This is a genomic window from Dolichospermum heterosporum TAC447 (genome assembly GCF_024584745.1).
Lineage (GTDB): Bacteria > Cyanobacteriota > Cyanobacteriia > Cyanobacteriales > Nostocaceae > Dolichospermum > Dolichospermum heterosporum.
On record NZ_CP099464.1, the window covers coordinates 3469157 to 3487914 of the forward strand.

The window sequence follows — 18758 nt, forward strand, 5'->3', positions numbered from 1 at the left end:
TATTGTTTGTTAGTTGTCATTGGTCATTGATCATAATATTTGCCTGTTCCCTGTTGCCTGTTTCCTCTTGATGAGATTGATGTAAAATTAAACGGTTGCCGTCGGGGTCGTAGGCATAAATTTCTTGTCCGTGAGAAGCTATAGAAATGTCTCTTTGTGAGGTACAGCCTAAAGATGTCAGGTGAGATATGGCAGTTTCTAAATTATTCACTTCCAAACATAAACTGAGCGGACTTTGGGAATTAACGACAAATTCTGACTCATTTGTTGATTTAGGTTTAAAAATACCTAACTTTAAACCAGCAATATGAAACTCAGCATAGATATGGGGAATAAGTTTTTTTGGTTTTTGTTCTAGTAATTGAGTATAAAAGCTGACTATATTATCAAAATTAACTGTGGCTATGGTGACTATGACACTATTATATTGCATATTTATTTTTACCATAGATTTGTCACAAGAGCGCAGTTAATTCATTCTTACAGCAGAATTCACCAAGTCGGGGGTGTAAATAAGTAATTGGACAAAAATATTTACAGTCATTGCGAGGGAAGGGAAGCAATCACAACCCTGGCGATTGCTTCATTTCACTTCGTTCCCTATGGCTAAAATCAGGTTAGAATTGCGGATTATATGCATTACGCGGGGAAAAGGTCTGAATCACGAATTAGACGGATTGCGCTGATTTCACGGATTTTAGTAACTTTTATCATAGCAAACAACCTAATCCGCCCAATCTTTTAATCACGGATTAGACGGATTGCGCTGATTTCACGGATTTTAGTAACTTTTATCTTACCTTGCCATGATCCGGATCATGGCGAGGCGATTAGCATAAAATTTTACCCCTCAAAACTTTTCAAACATCCTCTTAGGCATGAACCATTAAATATTGTCCATTACCGTTATATTCACCATCGCAAATGGCGAAATTAGCACCTAACCAAATTAAATAAAATCTCCAGATGCGACGAAATTTGGCATAGTTAATACCGTAGTCCAAATCTTTTACTATTGCTTGAGAATCATCAAAGTTTTTTAACCAACTAGCAAAAGTTTGGGAATAATTAGAACCATTAAGATACCATTTATCAATAGTTTTCAGGTCTTGATTATGGCTGGGAATCGCATCATATTTCCAGTAACGACCATGAGGAAAAATGTATTTGTGAGTGAAAACACTGGATATATTATTGGGGGTGCGGACTGTAATAATATGAATAAAAATTTTGCCGTTATCTTTGAGGAAAGATGCCAGTTTTCTGAAAGCTTTTGTTAAATTACCTACATGACAAAAAACGCCAATTGAGAGGATTTTGTCGAATTTTGTTTCAAATTGGGCATCGTTTAAATCTCCTTCATAGAGAGTAAAACGACCGGAACTAAGGTAACTTTCAGGATCTTGCATTTTCTGACGCATATATTCACATTGGTGGTGACTCAAGTTAATTCCTGTGAATTTGACATTGGGAAATTTGGCAAGAATATAATTAGCTACACAGCCCCAACCACAGCCAAAATCTAAAATATGATCACCATCTTTGATTTCTAATTTGTCAATGACATCATCAATCATTTGCATTTGTGATTCTTCAAGATTGGTTGCTCCTTTTTCCCACAATCCCATGCTATATTTAGGATAAATGAGTTTTCAATCACCTAACATGGGATTCAGCATAGCTTGAGGTAAGTCGTACTGAATCTTCATTAATTCCTGCGAACCTTCGGCGGTATGGTCTGTTTCTGTTAATACCCATTCGTAGGGTGCAAGCAGGGATGGAAAATATTTAAAAAAGATGGGCATACAACTATCAAAAAGCGATCGCAACACAGCATCCGGTACTTCTAATCCATTGATATAAGACTCGGCTATTGCCATTTGCACTAGGTTAACTGTACCAACTGCAAGACGGGTTGCTTTGTAAGCAATTGGACTTTTAGTATGCACATCTCCCACGAGGGGAAGATGTTTTTCAATATTTTGTAAAATTGTTAATGAATTCATATTTATTTTGGGGTGTAAAACTGCCACTATTCTATATCAATAAACCCAAGTCAAAATATCATTAAATAATAGATATTCCTTTAGATAGATATAAATAAGTTGGGAATATTTTTATTCAAACTAAATAATGATTACTATATACAAAACCAAATAATTGATGCTCCGTTATACTAGAACCATATTGCTGTATTGTATAATCAGTTAAGTCTCAACCTTTTAATCATCCTGTACTGAGATTTTCAGTAAATTGATGTAAATAATTCCATATACAAACTACAAAAGGCAGCTAAAATGAGTATCCGCGCACTATTGTTAGTAAATAGTAATTCCCGTCAAGGACAAGAACGTTACCAAGAAGCGATAAATTGTTTAAATAAATTGGGTTTAGAGATAATTACAGAATCTACAGAACATCCAAATCAATTAGGTGATTTGATTCGGCATTATCAACAAGAAATAAATTTGGTAATTGTGGGTGGTGGTGATGGTACACTGAATGCTGCTATTGAGGCGATAGTTGAGACTCAATTACCTTTGGGTATTTTACCATTAGGAACTGCTAACGACTTAGCAAGGACTTTGGGAATTCCTAACTCTTTAATGGAAGCGTGTCAAATTATTGCTTCTGGAAAGTTACGCAGGATTGATTTAGGTTGTGTAAATGGTAAGTATTTTTTTAATGTGGCTAGTTTGGGGTTAAGTGTAAAAATTACTCAACAATTAACTAAGGAAATTAAACGGCGTTGGGGTATATTTGCTTATGCGGCAATTGCATTGCAAGTAATTTGGAAATCTCGCCCTTTTAGTGCAGAAATTCGGATCAATGATGAATCAATTCATGTCAAAACTGTGCAAATTGCTGTGGGTAATGGTCGCTATTATGGTGGTGGTATGGCTGTAGTTCACGATGCGGCTATAGATGATCAAAGGCTGGATCTTTATAGCTTAGAAATTGATCATTGGTGGCAAATTCTGCCTTTGCTGCCGGCTATGCGTCAAGGACGACATATTCATTCACCAAATGTTCGCGCCCTGGAAGGTCAGGAAATCACAGTATACACGCGCAGACCCCATTCTATTAATACAGATGGAGAAATCACCACCCATACTCCGGCTGTGTTTCGGGTTGTTCCTCAAGCGATCGCTGTTTTAGCTCCCTAACTATCATCTTAAACTATGATTTACCTGATTCATCTGATTTATTTGATGATATCTTGACTATTATTTATGTAATTAAACAGTAGGTTGCCAGTCAACGAGGTAAAAAATTAACATCAAAACTCCTATCTGTCAACAATTAAGCATCTAGCGGGGTTCACAAGATAGAACGAAAGGCACGGAAGCCACTTGGCTTTAGACAGTGGAGGAAGTGCCAACGGCGAATTCATTCGCAATCAAGATTCTTAACCATGATGCGGATCTTCTATATATCTTCTAATTGTATCTGCGGAAACCTGTCCCGCCGTCGAATAAAAATAACAGGTCGTTCGCGCCAGCGTGCCGGAGGCATCTGGCTAACATTACCCCAGAAATGGGAGTTGGTTTCCAGGTTCCAATCAAAAATCTGGTTTCAATTTTAATATCCACAGCGGTTAAAACCGCTCGTGTCGTTTCCCTCTCAGGTCTAAAGACGCGCTCGTTTCCCACTTACCGGGTATTCCTATGAATTTACGCTTTTCTCAAGAAATTAAATCTCTTTTAGAACGTTTAAGTGAACAGCCGCTAACTTTAGGTGATATCCTCGCAGAAACTTCTGAACGGGGGTTTAGCTTGGTAATCACATTACTAGTATTACCTTTTTTATTTCCTATGCCTCCAGGCGTGACTAGTCCTTTAGGTGGTACTTGTTTATTATTATCATTGCAAATGGTTTTAGGCAGAAGAACACCTTGGCTACCCAAAAAAATTGCTAATTATAAATTTCCCAACGCTTTCGCTAAAATCATCTTACAAAATCTGCGGCGCGTCACTAGGATATCAGAAACAATTGCCCGTCCCCGATTACAAAAAGTCGCTAATCATCCTTGGATTTGGCGATTTAACGGGCTGTGCATCTCTTGGTTAACAATATTATTAATTTCTCCCGTTCCTTTTACCAATCCTATTCCGACTGTGGGAATTTTACTTTTAGCCGTTGCTACCATTGAAGCGGATGGTTTACTAATGTGTGTTAGCTATGTTGCTACTCTCTTAATTACTTTACTATTTGGTTATGCCCCATGGTTAGCCTCCAATTTACTGACTGATATTTTCAGAGAAAATTCTTGGCTCTTCCGTCTCTTTCCCTTTTATGGTAATTGAGGATTGATGATAACAAAACCCTTACGGGACAAGGGTTATAAACAATTATTTCCATATTTTCAATGAAATGCCTACACAATAGGACTTTCAATGATTTTGAACCAGGTTTTCCATAAAAATAACCGAAGAACCAAATTTTTGACATTTCCCATGATATGTTGCTAGGATAGAAATCCCAAAGCCAAGAAAAACCCCCAGCTAAAAGCCGAGGGTAATAGTTTAATTAAGGTGCATCTACTATTTGAGTATCCATTGCCTGTCTTCCTCCATCCGGATAGTTTGGGTGGAACTTTGATTTTTCTATGCTGCTAAACTACCAGATTCCCGACTTCTTAAAGAAGTCGGGGATCTAAATTAATTAATTTAATTCTCTCGTAAATTGTACCACCCGTACCAATGTAGCACGGCTAACCATGCGGCTGATAGTAACCCAGCAATACTCAAGGTTAAGCCAGTAAAAGGAATTAATAACCCAAATACAGGTAAAACAACTCCAGAGATTGTACAAATAATTGCTGCTAAAGAAACACGGCGATTTGTACCTAAACCATAACTTAAAGCTAATAAAATTAGTGCCATCATCAACCAAGCTAATTCAGCATTAATTACCCGTGACAGATAGGTTAGTGTTAATAAACAAGCAAAGAAAATGCCTCCAGCAATGGCGACATTTTTCAAAGTCATGGGTAGGGATAAGTACAGCAGCAATATCCACCATAAAAACAAAGCCGGTGCTAACAACAACAACCGGGGAATAATGCCATTTTTCCCAATAGGTTTAGTGCTAGTAAAGACACCAAAAGGATTTTTTACAGCCACATTTTCGGCAAAAGTCCAAGTGAATTGAGTGCTTTTGTCATCAACTTTAATATCATCAGGAGTAATCCCACTGGCAAAATCAGCATTATTAAAATTAGCGATCGCCACCAGCCTAAATTGCGAAAGTAACTGATTTGCGGCACTATAAACCCAGCGAGGACCACCATCGGCTTTATAGGTAACTTTAAAAATAGTTTCTTGTCCCGGTTCTAAGCGAAAAGGAAAACTATAATCATCGTTATTTGTTTGTTTTAGTCTTGTCCCATCCCGTTCTACTTTGTAACCGCGCAGGATAGAAGAACCATTAGGGGGTGGTACTTCCAAGAGAAAACTATTAATATTACTCAGTTGGTTAATAACTTTGTAATTAGCTGTATAGTCTGTCTGATAAATAGAACTACGATTTTGGACATCTACACTTTGATTAATTTTAACTTGAATTTCTGAACTTGCTAAAGCTAGGTAACGAGTAACTTTTTGTTTGTCATTAACTTTGACTATTTTTCCATTAACTTGGGTAGTATAAACATAAGGTTCTTCAGTAACGTAGCGAATTTGGGGAGAAATTTGTTCGAGTTTATCACCTGCTACATTAGCCGCAACTTGAGAGACTTTTGCCTGTTCCCAATCATGGTAACGATTGCTTAAAGTTGAACACAAAAAAAAGCCAGTTACTAACAAAATTAAAATTAAAGCTAAATGCTGTAATCCTTGCAATAATTGGGAGTAACGAATTGACCATTGACCGAAAAAAACCGCTTGTTCGGTCCCATATCTTCGCAGAGAAAAACTAATTAGGGCAATTGCCACTCCCAAGGCTATAATTAAAAAAAATAATAATAGTGAACTTTGGAGTAATTGAGTACCAAATTGCAGTAATTCCTGGGGATGTGTTAAATCAGGTAAACCAGGAATACCTTTAGCGTCAATAGACATAATGGATATTTGGGTAGTTTTTACAATATGACAGATTTGATACCACAAAAGTTGCTAGTTAGATAGTTTATTCTGGTAATAGGTAGTGGGTAATTGGTAATTGGTAATTATCCCCATGCCCCCTCCATTCTGTTCTCTATTTTCGGAAATAATACTAAGATATGGCGATCGCTATTGATTTTGGCACAAGTAACACAGTTATCACTCGTTGGAATCCTGTTACTCAACAAGCAGAAACCCTAAATCTGCCTGGGTTATCAGCGCAACAATTCCTCAACCCACCACTGATACCCAGCTTAGTTTATGTAGAAAATGCCAGTGCGGAGACAATTATAGCTGGACAACAGGTATGTGATCGCGGTTTAGATATAAAAACTGATCAAAGATTTTTCCGTAACTTTAAACGCGGTATCGGTGCAGATATTCAGGGTTTTTTACCAGAACTGGATGGTAAAAACATTACCTTTGAACAAGTAGGACAATGGTTTTTAAGCCAAGTAATTGCCGAATTAGCCATCCTGGAAGGGAACATAGATTCTTTAGTTTTAACTGCACCTGTAGACAGCTTTGAAGCCTATCGTTATTGGTTAGGGAAAGTTTGTCAATCACTACCCGTCGCACAAATACGAATGTTAGATGAACCCACCGCTGCGGCTTTGGGGTATGGTTTAGCAGATCAAGGAACTCTCTTGGTTGTTGACTTTGGTGGAGGAACATTAGATTTGTCTTTGGTAAGCTTAGATCAGGGGAAACAGGCTAAAACCAAACCTTTAGGATTTCTCCTTAAATGGGGTGATAAAACTCTAGGTGAAGATTCTAAACAAAAGCCTAAAACAGCCCGTGTATTAGCTAAAGCAGGGCAAAATCTCGGCGGAACTGATATTGATAATTGGATAGTAGATTATTTTGCAAAAACCCAGGGATTACCAGTTAGTTCTCTCACCGCACGACTCGCGGAACGAGTGAAAATTCAGTTATCTACTCATGATCAAGCTAGTGAAGTTTATTTTAATGATCAAACTTTTGAAAGTTATGAAATGGATCTTGATCGTTACACCTTTGAAAATATCTTGAAAGAAAACGGATTTTTCGATAAGCTGCATGATTCAATGATGACATTACTACAGCAAGCGCGACGCTATGGCATAGAAATTGATGATATTAATGCAGTATTATTAGTTGGTGGAACTGTACAATTACCAGTGGTGCAGACATGGATAGAAAAATATTTTAAACCAGAAAAAATCCGTCGTCGTCTGCCTTTTGAAGCGATCGCTCATGGTGCATTACAAATCACCCAAGGCATAGAAATTAAAGACTACCTTTATCATAGCTATGGTGTGCGTTATTGGAATCGCCGTAATCAAGGTCATAGCTGGCATCCTATCATTAAAACCGGACAACCTTACCCCATGACTCAACCCGTAGAATTAGTCTTAGGCGCTTCCGTAGACAATCAACTCAGCATTGAGTTAATTATCGGGGAATTAGGTGCAGAAACAGGTGCGACAGAGATATACTTTGATGGCGATCGCTTAATTACTCGTCAGCTTGATACTCGTGTAACTACCGTTAAACCCCTGAATGATACTGTAAATGCCAGTAAAATCGCCAAACTCCAACCTCCAGGATTTCCCGGCAGCGATCGCATTAAAATCTATTTTCAAGTAGATGAACAACAGTTTTTAAGAATCACAGTTAAAGACTTATTAACCAACAACACCTTAGTAGAGAATCAACTTGTGGCACAATTAAGTTGAGTATAGCGGTTTTTGTCCAGCGCTATACAACAGAGGGCGAAAATTACACGCTTCTGCAAGATTAATGAGTAAAATTTACGATAACTCATTTTTAGTCAGCTTTTTAGATACCCAGCTAATAATACCACTAAGTAACGCACCGCCCATCAATATACCAATAGCGGGGTTAAATACTGGTATCCACAGTTGGTGCCACAAATCTAATCCCAGGTTTATTCCAGAAGCATCACCAATCACGGCTATCACAAGCCACCCAAAACCAAAAATTACTAGGAAAACATCAGCAACTAATATGAAATTAAGCCAGTTTAATAATTTGTCTTTCATTTTGATTAGTTAGTTGTCAGTTGTCAGTTGTCAGTTGTCCATTGTCCGTTGTCCGTTGTCCGTTGTCCGTTGTCCGTTGTCATCAGTAAAATTCCGTTCCCCCTACTCCCCCTACTCCCCTACTCCCCCTACTCCCCCTACTCCCCCTACTCCCCCTACTCCCCCACTCCCCCACTCCCCCACTCCCCCACTCCCTATTCTTCAAATAACCATTTTTTAACTTTGGCTAAATTTTTCCAATCAGGTTTTCTGGTTAAACCATCTTCAATGCTATTTTTGACTTCTTCTTGCCATTCTTCATTGACAAATATCAATTGTTGTGCTACGTCAATGTGTTCCCGCAAACCTTTTTGACCTGTTTCTAGCATAGCTAAGGCTAGATTAATTCTGCCTTGTGGGTCTTGGGGATTGAGTTTGACGGCTTTATTAGCAGCGTTAAAAGCTAATTTACCTTTGTTATCGAGAAGATATAACCAAGCTAAACAAATCCAGGCTGAACTGGCTTTAGGAGAGCGATCGCATACCTCTTTAAATACAGGAATCAAGGATTCTACAGATTCTCCAGCTTTATAACGTTCTAAACCTGTATCAAATAGGGAATCAATTGTATTAGTCATTTGTCAGTTGTCAGTGGTCAGTTGTTCGTTGTCAATTGTCAGTTGTCAGTTGTCAGTTGTCAGTTGTTATGGAAAAATAGTTTCTTCCTGACTCCTGACTCCTGCCTCCTGACTCCTCACGGTATTATACTCCGAAAGACTTACCGCAACCACAGGTTTGGGCGGCATTGGGGTTAGTGAATTGGAAACCACCACCAATCATGGCATCACTATAATCGAGCATTAAGCCGTAAAGGTAAAGTAGACTTTTGCGATCGCTAATAATTTTGAAGCCATCATAATCGAAAACCTCATCATCAGGGGTAATCTTGCTGACATCCTCAAAATCCATCATGTAAGACATTCCCGAACAACCACCTTGTCTGACTCCCACCCGCAAGCATAAATCTTGCCCTTGCTTATCTTGAAGAGACTTAACCTGACGCAATGCCGATTCAGATAACAGAATTCCCCGTTGTTGAGTTTGAGTTGCTTGGGTCATAAATTTTTAACTCCTGAACTAGTTTTATCAATATTCCAGTAGGCATTCTTGTACCGCTGGATTGCTGTGAATGTTTTTGTATTCATTTTAGCGACATTACGACGGCAAAAAAGCATAAGAAGATGGGAAGATGGAAAGATAGGAAAAAATTTTCAAATAATCCCCTCTCTATCCAGTGTTGCTCCTTTGTCAGCAACCTCAGATTTTTATCCTAGAATTGAGGGGTTAGGTATGTTGAAAGATTAACCATTCCCGAAATTCCCATTCTCAATCGCTTTGTTTTGATTCACTTACTCTATGACAAGTTTTAATCGCTCTACCAGTCGCCGGTTGCAGAAATTAACCCAGATTCCTTCTGTATGGGAGGGCGATCGCCGTCCATTGTCATCACCACACACCCCATTTACAGATCCAGATACCAAAGGAGACTGCATTCTTTGGGTAGATGCCTCAGAAGGCATTGTTAGAGGCATGGACATGATAGATCCCGCCCTGGGTCCAGAAGCCATTGTGCGTACCCTCATGCGGGCAATAGAACATCCCCAAAGCCCAGCCAAACCCGGTAGACCACAAAGAATAGTTGTGCGCGATCGGGAAATTCAATTTTACCTGCGCGGAGTCTTACAGGATTTAGACATTGCCATTGACTACGTACCGGAATTACCCATAATTGACGAACTATTTCGCTCCTTTGCCGAAGTCATTGATAGCCAAACTCCCGACTTACCACCCAAATACGCCAAACTCCTCCATGATAAAGCCTTAGAAGTCTGGCAAACTGCCCCTTGGAGATTTCTAGAAGAACAGCAAATTTTATCCATAGAAATCAATCAATGGGATGTAGAAAAACTTTATGCCTCCGTCATGGGAATGTTGGGCATTGAATATGGTATTTTGTTTTATCGTTCGGAAGATTCTCTTAAACGGTTTCGGGCTGCTGTTTTAGCTGACGAAGATGAACTAAATCAAGATTTAGAAGAAGCCTTCCTCAAACAAGATTGTCTATTTCTCACATTTGACTCCCTGCATGACAACGAGGATGATGATCCGGGTAATTTGGCACAAATGCCCCTGTCCGAAATTCAACCCACCTTCGGCAATATTCACCCCCTAGAAGGGTTACGTTCCGTTTTGTATGAAGAAGAAGCACTACTCAGTTTTGTTGCCGTAGAAAGTTTATTGCGGTTTCTCCGTGACCATCATCGGCAATTATACGACGAAGATTTTCTTGCCCTGAGCCAACGTTATCGAATTTCCCTACCAGAAGCCAACAACAATCGCAAATCCTTAACTGTCACTGTTTCTACCATGCCAGAGTTGACAGCAGAACTAGAGGAAATGGCTGGTTTTGATTTAGATGACGAAGATGAAGACGACGAAGATGATTCCATATTTGAAGCCTTAAGAGACGACTTAATCCCAGAAGATGCTTTCATGAGTTTGGGTGTCTTACCCTGGGAGACGTTAGATTACCTGCGTCAAGCACCTAATCACCAAGCAGCAGGGGAATTTGAACAAGTCGGTGATGGTTTACCTGTGATTGTCATTCAAACCTCCCGTCCCAAGGCTAAAGGGATTATTGAAAATATTCAAGCCGCTGGAGGATTAAACGCAATCTGCTTTCACACTGTCACGGATCCAGTAGATGATGATCTATACGATTTAGGGTTATTGCAAACCCATAACAGTGAATTATTTTTGTTTGGGCAATTTTTAGATGACGACCCAGTGCATATAGAAGCCAAGCGAAAATGGTATCAGCGGTGTCAAAATACTCAAGGACATTGTGGGTTAATTATTGCCAAAGGATTGACTGGATCTTCTCGTGGTAATCCCCAGTTAAGAGATATGATGGCTTTATTAGAAGCTCATGTACTTTCCTCGGAAGAATTAAGCTTGGAAACGGTTGACTAAATAAATAGATATACCTAGAATTTATAAATTAAATTACAGGATATCTATAACAATCCAATTTTGTTTTTGTAAGATTCTCCTGATCTATTTTCTTCCCTGTTCCCTATTTACATTTTTAATTTAGACTAACTTTCATAGTCTCTCTCATTCTTGTTTTAAGTGACCAGACTCTCTAGATCAAGTTAATAACCCAGCAAAGTGCATGATAATGACACTCAAGCTACCAGAAATTTCCAGTATTGAGTTTAAATCACAAAAATATAGTCAAACATAGTCAAATATAATCATTTGTGTGATGATTGGAGAATGAAACTATCTGACTATGCAAAATCAAAAGGAATAAGCTATCAGACTGCTTGGAGAATGTGGAAACGTGGTGAACTTAAAGCTACGCAACTACCTACAGGTACAGTCATTATTGATGTACAAAAAATAACTGAAGGAGTCGTTATTTACGCGAGAGTTTCAATCTCTGAAAATAAAGCGAATTTAGATAGTCAAGCCCAAAGACTTGTGCATTACTGCGAAGCTAAGGGCTACCAAATAAAAAAAGTAATTAAAGAAATAGGAAGCGGGGTGAATGATAATCGTAAAAAGTTAGTTGCATTACTCAATGAAGATGATTACAAAATCATTGTTGTGGAACATAAAGACCGATTAACCAGAATTGGTTTTAATTATTTGAAGGTTCTGCTTAACAAACAAGGCAAAGATATTGAAGTAGTAAATCTGGCGGAAGAAGAAACAGAAGATATGATGCAAGATTTTATTTCAATAATAACTAGCTTTTGTGCTAGAATCTATGGATTAAGAAGAAAAAAAGAGAAAAACAGAGTGTATTGTTAAGTGCCTGGAGTCAGAATGCGATTAGTTGAGCGACATATAATTAAACAGAATCACATCAGGTTTAGAGAAATTGATCAAATGTCTTTTTTCTCAAAAAATCTATTTAACTGTGCTGTGTATTTATGTCGTCAGGCTTTCTTTAGTGGTCAACCAATACCAACATTCAATCAAATATATCATTCACTCAAGAAGAGTGATGATTATCAAGCCTTACCTAGTAAAGTCGCTCAAATGGTATTTAAACAAGTTGATAAATGCTTTAAATCGTACCAGGAGGCAAAGAAGGAATATCAGTTAAGTCCAGATAAGTTTTTAGGTGAACCAAAACTACCTAAATATAAACATAAACTTCAGGGGAGAAATGTTTTAACTTTTAATAATCAGGCTGTTTCCAAAAAAGCCTTAAAACAAGGTTTAATCTCACCTTCGGGATTACCCATAAGTATTAAAACTAAGCTAACACAAATTGAAGAAGTGAGGATAATTCCTAAAAATAATGTTTATATTCTTGAGGCAGTTTATGAAAGAGAAGAAACCACCATAGAAGTTAATAATAGAATCGCCGCGATTGATATAGGACTAAACAACTTAGCTACTGCCAGTAGTAATTGTTTAGATTTTCAACCTTTTATTGTTTGCGGCAAAGCAATTAAATCTTGTAACCAGTTCTACAACAAAGTTAAAGCTAGTCTTCAATCTCAGTTACCTAACGGTTCGACTGCGCTCACCGTGAAAAATCAAAAATCTTCTCGAAAAATAGAAGCATTAACACTCAAGCGTAATAATAAAGTGGATTACTACCTCCACACAGCTAGTAGATTTATTATTAATCAGCTAGTTAGTCAAAATATAACCCATTTAATTATAGGTAAAAATGAGAATTGGAAACAGAATATTAACTTAGGGAGTAAAACTAACCAAAACTTTACCAATATTCCTCATGCGCGATTCATCCAACAGTTAGAATACAAAGCTAAACTTGTAGGAATTAAGGTACAAATTGTAGAAGAAAGCTATACCTCAAAATGTAGTTTTCTGGATTTTGAACCAATCAAAAAGCATGAGCAATATTTAGGAAAAAGAGTTAAAAGAGGTTTATTTAGGTCTAAGTCGGGTCAGCCTTATTCAGCAGATTTAAACGGTTCTCTGAATATATTAAGAAAAGTAGTTGGGGAGTCTATCTTTGATAGAAACTCAGTAGAGAGGCTTGTAGTTAGCCCTGTAAGGTGTAAGCCTTACCAAGCTAGAAATATTTGACTATATTTTTAGTAACTATTCAAGCAAGGTTATCGCCAAATTTATTTGGGTAAGTAGTTGACAAACTGAAAATTTCAAATATAATTAGTGTTTTTGTTACATTTCTAATTCAGACTAACTATCATAGTATTATTTTTGTTTTGAGTGACCAGACTCTCCATATCAAGTTAATAAACTAGCAAAGTGCATGATAATGACAAACAAGAAATGGGCGGTTAAACGCATAACAGTGAATCTAGCTACACAAGAAGCGGAAAAACTAGAAAAATATTGTCAACAAACAGGTAGACCAGCAACAGATGTGATTCGAGAACTGATTAGAAGTCTCCCTCAAGGGGAAGAGATGACAGGAGTGTGATAGACGACAGGGGGGCAGGGAGTAGGGGGAGTGGGGGGAGTAGGGGAGAGGAATTTTACTGATGACAACTGACAACTGACAACTGACAACTGACCAATTCAGTTACAATTTGTAAAGAAACTGAACAAGGAAGAGGGAATGCGCGTTGCAATTGTGGGTGCGGGATTAGCAGGGTTAGCAACTGCTGTAGATTTAGTAGATGCTGGCTGTGAAGTAGAAATTTTTGAGTCCCGTCCGTTTGTGGGGGGTAAAGTTAGCAGTTGGGTAGATGGTGACGGCAACCATATTGAAATGGGGCTGCACGTCTTTTTCGGCTGCTACTACAATTTGTTTGAGTTGATGGAGAAAGTGGGGGCTGGTGATAATTTACGCTTGAAGGAACATAGTCATACTTTTATCAATAAAGGTGGACAAACTGGAGCATTAGATTTTCGCTTTTTCACAGGTGCGCCTTTTAATGGATTAAAGGCGTTTTTTACAACTTCTCAACTTTCGATACGGGATAAACTCCAAAATGCGATCGCCCTGGGGACTAGCCCAATAGTTCAAGGTTTGGTAGACTTTGATGGGGCAATGAAAACTATTCGTAAATTAGATAACATCAGTTTTTCCGACTGGTTCTACAGTCACGGAGGCAGTAAAGGCAGTATCAAACGTCTCTGGAATCCTATTGCTTACGCCTTGGGATTTATAGATTGTGATCATATTTCCGCCCGATGTATGTTGACAATTTTCCAGTTTTTTGCTGTCCGAACAGAAGCTTCAATTTTGCGAATGCTCGAAGGTTCACCTCATGAATATTTACACAAACCTATTGTTAAGTATTTAGAAGAAAGAGGCACAAAAATATACACCCGTCGTCAAGTCCGAGAAATTCAATTTGCTGAGTCTGGAGAACAAACCCAAGTTACAGGGATATTAGTCGCCCAAGGTGATACAGAAGAAGTGATCACTGCTGACGCTTATCTATGTGCTTGTGATGTTCCGGGAATTCAACGAGTTTTACCCCAAACTTGGCGAAAATGGTCAGAATTTGATAACATTTATAAGCTAGATGCTGTCCCCGTCGCTACAGTACAGCTACGTTTCGATGGTTGGGTGACAGAACTACAAGATGAGAAAAAACGGGGTAAAGGCGGAGTGACACCACCCTTACAGGCAGCAGGGATAGATAACTTGTTGTATACCGCTGATGCTGATTTTTCCTGTTTTGCTGATTTGGCTTTAACTAGTCCCGCCGATTATTATCGTCCTGGAGAGGGTTCATTGTTACAACTGGTATTGACACCGGGAGATCCTTTCATTAAACAAAGTAATGAAGCGATCGCTAATCACGTTCTCAAACAAGTGCATGAACTATTTCCCTCTTCAAGAGACTTAAACATGACTTGGTACAGTGTCGTCAAACTAGCTCAATCTTTGTACAGAGAAGCACCAGGAATGGATGTCTATCGTCCTGATCAAAAAACACCTGTTTCTAACTTTTTCCTAGCTGGAAGTTACACACAACAAGATTATATTGACAGTATGGAAGGAGCAACAGTTTCTGGAAAACGTGCAGCTAAAGTAATCCTTGAAAGTGGGAAGAAATAGGGAGCAGGGGGCAGGGAGCAGGGGGCAGGGAGCAGGGAGCAGGGAGCAGGGAGCAGGGGCAGGGGGCAGGGGACAGGGGGCAGGGAATAAGTAGAAGTTTACTGATTACCCATTACCTATTACCAATCTAAAATCTAAAATCTAAAATCTAAAATCTAAAATCCTATGAGTGAATTGTTAGAACACAGCGTCCAAGTAGAAGTAGAAATTCCCATAGAGCTAGCATGGGAATTATGGTCTGACTTAGAGCAAATGCCTAAATGGATGAAATGGATTGATTCGGTGACAATTTCTCCAGATAACCCAGAAATTTCCCTGTGGAAACTAAGTACAGGAGGGTTAGAATTTGCTTGGAAATCGCGAATTACTAAAATGGTTCCTAATCAAATTATTCAATGGGAATCGGTTGATGGTTTACCAAATCAAGGGGCTATTCGCTTTTATGATCGTCATGAGATGAGTGTTGTGAAAATGACAGTTTCCTATGCTATTCCTGGATTAATTGGTAAACTTATGGATAACTTATTTTTAGGAAAAGTGGTAGAATCCACAATCCAAGCAGATTTGGAAAGGTTTAAAGAATATGCCTTGAATGTGAAAACCAATTAAGTGTAAAATTGAACGTCAAAAAAATTCATTCTCCCAAACTATCACTCTCTGCGCCTCTGCGCCTCTGCGTGAAACAAATTCTTAATCAGTTCATCCCATTTGACTCCTGCTAAACTAGGCAAAACCACATCAGCATCCCCTACCCTCTCCTCTGGTCCCAAGCCTACCACCCACATATTTGCTGCTTTAGCGGCTGCAATACCTACGGCTGCATCTTCAAAAACCACGCATTCATCTGGGGGAATTCCTAACTGGTTGGCGGCATTAAGAAATAAATCTGGTGCTGGTTTGGCAGATTGGACAGTATCACCATCAGTAACAACATCTACCCTATCACCAATTCCCAATTTTTCAATCACCATGCGGGCATTTTTACTAGCAGAACCAATGGCGATTTTGATCCCAGCTTCATGCAATTCAGCCAACAAAGCCACAGCCCCTGGTAATAAATCTGCGGGTGTAATATTATGAATTAGTTCTACATAATAATTATTTTTCCGAGCCATCATTTCCTGAATTTGCACTTCTGAATATTCTCTATTACCAATAATCAACATTAGGGAAGCATGACGAGATACACCCCGCAAGGATTCATTAATTTCTCGATTAAAAAATAAACCTTCCTCATTAGCTAACTTTTGCCAAGCTTGGTAATGATATTCTGCGGTATCAGTCAACACGCCATCTAAATCAAAAATCACGCCCCGGATGTTAGTTTTTCCTGCCTTTGGCAATTCCTGACGCAAATCAAACTCGTGCCATTTACCATGCCACTGTAACTTAAATTTCAGCCTTGTCCAAGTTGGGGGTAAGTGAGGATGGGCGACTGGGAGATTTTCCCGAAATTGAATACCACCGAAACCGAATACTACAGCTTGCCAAATGCCTCCAGCACTAGCACCATGTATCCCATCTTGGGTATTTCCGCGTTTATCTTCTAAATCTACCATTGCCGCTTGCATAAAGCATTCGTAAGCCTCCTGTGATTTGCCCAAATCTGCGGCTAAAATGGCGTGAATGGCAGGCCCCAAGGAAGAACCATAACTAATATCTGTGCGGGGGGCGTAATAGTCCCAATTTATCTGTAATGCTGACTGATTGTAGGGAAAATCGCCAGATTCTCGCATCAAATACAGAAGCATTAATACATCTGGTTGTTTAATTACTTGTCCTTGATTGGTTTTTTCCATCCCCAAAATAGTTTGGATGGATTTTTCTCGCGGTTCACAAGCGGCTAAGTTAATATCATCTAGTTGAAAAAATCCCTCACATTGCTCAATTAGTAAGGTTTCTGGGTTGTGAATAATGATAATTTTAGCGATAATTTCTCGCCAATGTGTGAGGACTTCGGAGGTGATTTGTAATTTTTGCTCAAGTTTTATAGCTACTTCTGGGAAAGTGGAATGCAACCAATTATAGATGAATAAAGATTTTTCTAAATGCCATTGAACCATCCGATTTGTAAAACAATTGTTATGGACTGATTCGTGATATTCGTCTGCACCAATAACTCCACGAATTTCATAACATTCTAATTGGGGATTAAATTCAACTCGACTACTCCAGAAAATGGCGGTATCTAAAATAATTTCCGCACCATAATCTCGCATCCACTCATTATCTTCTGTCACTTGCCAATAATACCAAGTGGCGTAAGCAATATCCGCACTAATATGAACTTCTCGATCACGACACCATATACGGATATCTTCGGCATAAAAGTCACTTCGTAGTGACCAGCGCGGTGTGGCTTCATCTCCAGTTACCGCACTTTCCCAAGCAAACATCGCCCCCTGATACCCATAATGGGAGGCTTTACGTCGCGCTCCTGGTAAAGTATGATAACGGTAACTGAGTAAATTACGGGCTAAATTTGGTTGGGTAAAGGTAAAAAATGGCAGAATAAAAATCTCTGTATCCCAAAAGATATGACCGTGATAACCAAAGCCGGATAGGGTTTTTGCTGGTATACTAACTCGATGATTATTTCTAGGTGCAGCAATTAGTAACTGGAACAGATTGTAACGCACTGCAAAAGCCGCTGTAATATCCCCTTCAATAATAATATCACTTTGTTGCCAAACTGTGTCCCAGGCTTGGGCATTGGCATCAATTAAGGTTATGTAATCTGGTAAACTTACGAGTTTTTCTTTAGCGGCTGCAACTGGTTCTGCAACTTCATTAGATGTAAAAATACTCACAATCTTTACTATAGTAATCGTCTGTTGAAATTGACCTATCACAGTTGCATTCAGGCTAGGATAACCAGGAGTGGTATTAATTTGGAAGTCTGTGTTAATTCCCGAAATATTTATTTTTGCTGCTATACCGACATCTATGCGGCTATTACGAGTGCGACTATGCAACCAGAATCCTTGTGTAGTTTTACCTTGATCTAATCCTTCCCAGTGATTGAATCCTTGATTTTCTGAATAGCTGTTTACACTTGCTTGAATTTCAATTAAACCATCAAAATTTACTGGTGTTAATTGGCAACTTTGTCCTACTATATGTTGATCAGCTAAACTAGCAAAGCGTTCAAAATGGATATCTATAACTTTGCCATTGGGACTACACCAACGTAAGCAACGACTGAGAATGCCATGATGTAAGTCTAGTTTACGGTGATATTTTAAGGTTGTACCTTGATCAAGGCGAAAGCGTTCTCCCTCAATTATAAATGTTAATGGGAGCCAATCTGGACAGTTAACGAGTTCGGTGTAAACTACGGGAACATCATCGTAAACACCGTTAACAAATGTCGCTGATAATGCACGGGGATAGCCTTCTTCAAATGTTCCTCTTGTTCCTAAATAGCCATTACCTATGGTGAAAATGGTTTCTCGGCTGTGCAAATATTCGGGATTAAACTGGGTTTCGGTTAATACCCAGTCTGTATAGCTAAGGTTACGAAAATGGTCTTTTTTATCCATG

Annotated in this window: 16 protein-coding genes and 1 pseudogene; 9 read left to right on the forward strand and 8 right to left on the reverse strand. The window is 38.8% G+C overall.

Annotated features, from left to right (window positions below; genetic code table 11):
* Positions 1–16: 16 nt before the first annotated feature.
* From NG743_RS15540 to NG743_RS15550, 3 genes are all read right to left on the reverse strand, one after another.
* Positions 17–433 carry a VOC family protein gene (locus NG743_RS15540; protein WP_027403624.1) on the reverse strand — a complete coding sequence of 139 codons (417 nt, stop codon included), beginning with the start codon at positions 431–433 and terminating at the stop codon, positions 17–19.
* A gap of 439 nt (positions 434–872) precedes the next feature.
* The gene (locus NG743_RS15545) at positions 873–1628 is read right to left on the reverse strand and encodes an SAM-dependent methyltransferase (RefSeq protein ID WP_257120390.1); all 756 of its coding nucleotides are present in this window, start codon (positions 1626–1628) and stop codon (positions 873–875) included.
* A 24-nt stretch (positions 1629–1652) separates the two neighbouring features.
* The gene (locus tag NG743_RS15550; protein WP_257120391.1) at positions 1653–2006 is read right to left on the reverse strand and encodes a hypothetical protein; all 354 of its coding nucleotides are present in this window, start codon (positions 2004–2006) and stop codon (positions 1653–1655) included.
* 291 nt (positions 2007–2297) lie between these two features.
* Between NG743_RS15550 and NG743_RS15555 the strand changes: the two genes are divergently transcribed.
* Entirely contained in the window at positions 2298–3167 is an 870-nt protein-coding gene (locus tag NG743_RS15555) for a lipid kinase (RefSeq protein ID WP_257120392.1), read from the forward strand.
* 501 nt (positions 3168–3668) lie between these two features.
* Positions 3669–4307, forward strand: coding sequence for an exopolysaccharide biosynthesis protein (locus NG743_RS15560; RefSeq protein WP_052150091.1), 639 nt, complete (start codon positions 3669–3671; stop codon positions 4305–4307).
* A gap of 363 nt (positions 4308–4670) precedes the next feature.
* On the opposite strand, the gene NG743_RS15565 is transcribed toward NG743_RS15560, so the two are convergent.
* Positions 4671–6062, reverse strand: a complete 1392-nt coding sequence (locus tag NG743_RS15565) for a hypothetical protein (protein ID WP_027403627.1) — start codon at positions 6060–6062, stop codon at positions 4671–4673.
* A 161-nt stretch (positions 6063–6223) separates the two neighbouring features.
* Here NG743_RS15565 and NG743_RS15570 point away from each other — a divergent pair, with 161 nt between their 5' ends.
* A complete protein-coding gene (locus NG743_RS15570; protein ID WP_257120394.1) occupies positions 6224–7822 on the forward strand; it encodes an Hsp70 family protein in 1599 nt (532 codons plus the stop codon).
* Between the two features lie 75 nt (positions 7823–7897).
* Here the strand turns inward: NG743_RS15570 and NG743_RS15575 are convergent, their stop codons facing one another.
* The 3 genes from NG743_RS15575 to NG743_RS15585 form a co-directional block, all read right to left on the reverse strand.
* The gene (locus NG743_RS15575) at positions 7898–8149 is read right to left on the reverse strand and encodes a DUF8620 family protein (RefSeq protein ID WP_027403629.1); all 252 of its coding nucleotides are present in this window, start codon (positions 8147–8149) and stop codon (positions 7898–7900) included.
* A gap of 194 nt (positions 8150–8343) precedes the next feature.
* Positions 8344–8766 (reverse strand): tetratricopeptide repeat protein, encoded by a 423-nt coding sequence (locus tag NG743_RS15580; protein WP_027403630.1) that lies wholly within the window; start codon positions 8764–8766, stop codon positions 8344–8346.
* A 124-nt stretch (positions 8767–8890) separates the two neighbouring features.
* Entirely contained in the window at positions 8891–9247 is a 357-nt protein-coding gene (locus tag NG743_RS15585; protein ID WP_027403631.1) for an iron-sulfur cluster assembly accessory protein, read from the reverse strand.
* 297 nt (positions 9248–9544) lie between these two features.
* Between NG743_RS15585 and NG743_RS15590 the strand changes: the two genes are divergently transcribed.
* From NG743_RS15590 to NG743_RS15615, 6 genes and pseudogenes are all read left to right on the forward strand, one after another.
* Positions 9545–11161, forward strand: a complete 1617-nt coding sequence (locus tag NG743_RS15590) for a DUF6930 domain-containing protein (RefSeq protein ID WP_193964154.1) — start codon at positions 9545–9547, stop codon at positions 11159–11161.
* A gap of 306 nt (positions 11162–11467) precedes the next feature.
* Positions 11468–12032, forward strand: a pseudogene (locus NG743_RS15595) (IS607 family transposase).
* 53 nt (positions 12033–12085) lie between these two features.
* Positions 12086–13264 (forward strand): RNA-guided endonuclease InsQ/TnpB family protein, encoded by a 1179-nt coding sequence (locus NG743_RS15600; protein ID WP_257120395.1) that lies wholly within the window; start codon positions 12086–12088, stop codon positions 13262–13264.
* Between the two features lie 187 nt (positions 13265–13451).
* On the forward strand, positions 13452–13622 hold the full coding sequence (locus tag NG743_RS15605; RefSeq protein ID WP_193964158.1) for a ribbon-helix-helix domain-containing protein: 171 nt from the start codon (positions 13452–13454) through the stop codon (positions 13620–13622).
* A 138-nt stretch (positions 13623–13760) separates the two neighbouring features.
* A complete protein-coding gene (zds, locus tag NG743_RS15610) occupies positions 13761–15215 on the forward strand; it encodes a 9,9'-di-cis-zeta-carotene desaturase (RefSeq protein ID WP_193964981.1) in 1455 nt (484 codons plus the stop codon).
* Positions 15216–15380: 165 nt separating this feature from the next.
* Positions 15381–15824, forward strand: coding sequence for an SRPBCC family protein (locus NG743_RS15615; RefSeq protein ID WP_257120396.1), 444 nt, complete (start codon positions 15381–15383; stop codon positions 15822–15824).
* A gap of 41 nt (positions 15825–15865) precedes the next feature.
* Here the strand turns inward: NG743_RS15615 and pgmB are convergent, their stop codons facing one another.
* Positions 15866–18757, reverse strand: a complete 2892-nt coding sequence (gene pgmB / locus NG743_RS15620; protein ID WP_257120397.1) for a beta-phosphoglucomutase — start codon at positions 18755–18757, stop codon at positions 15866–15868.
* Position 18758 lies beyond the last annotated feature (1 nt).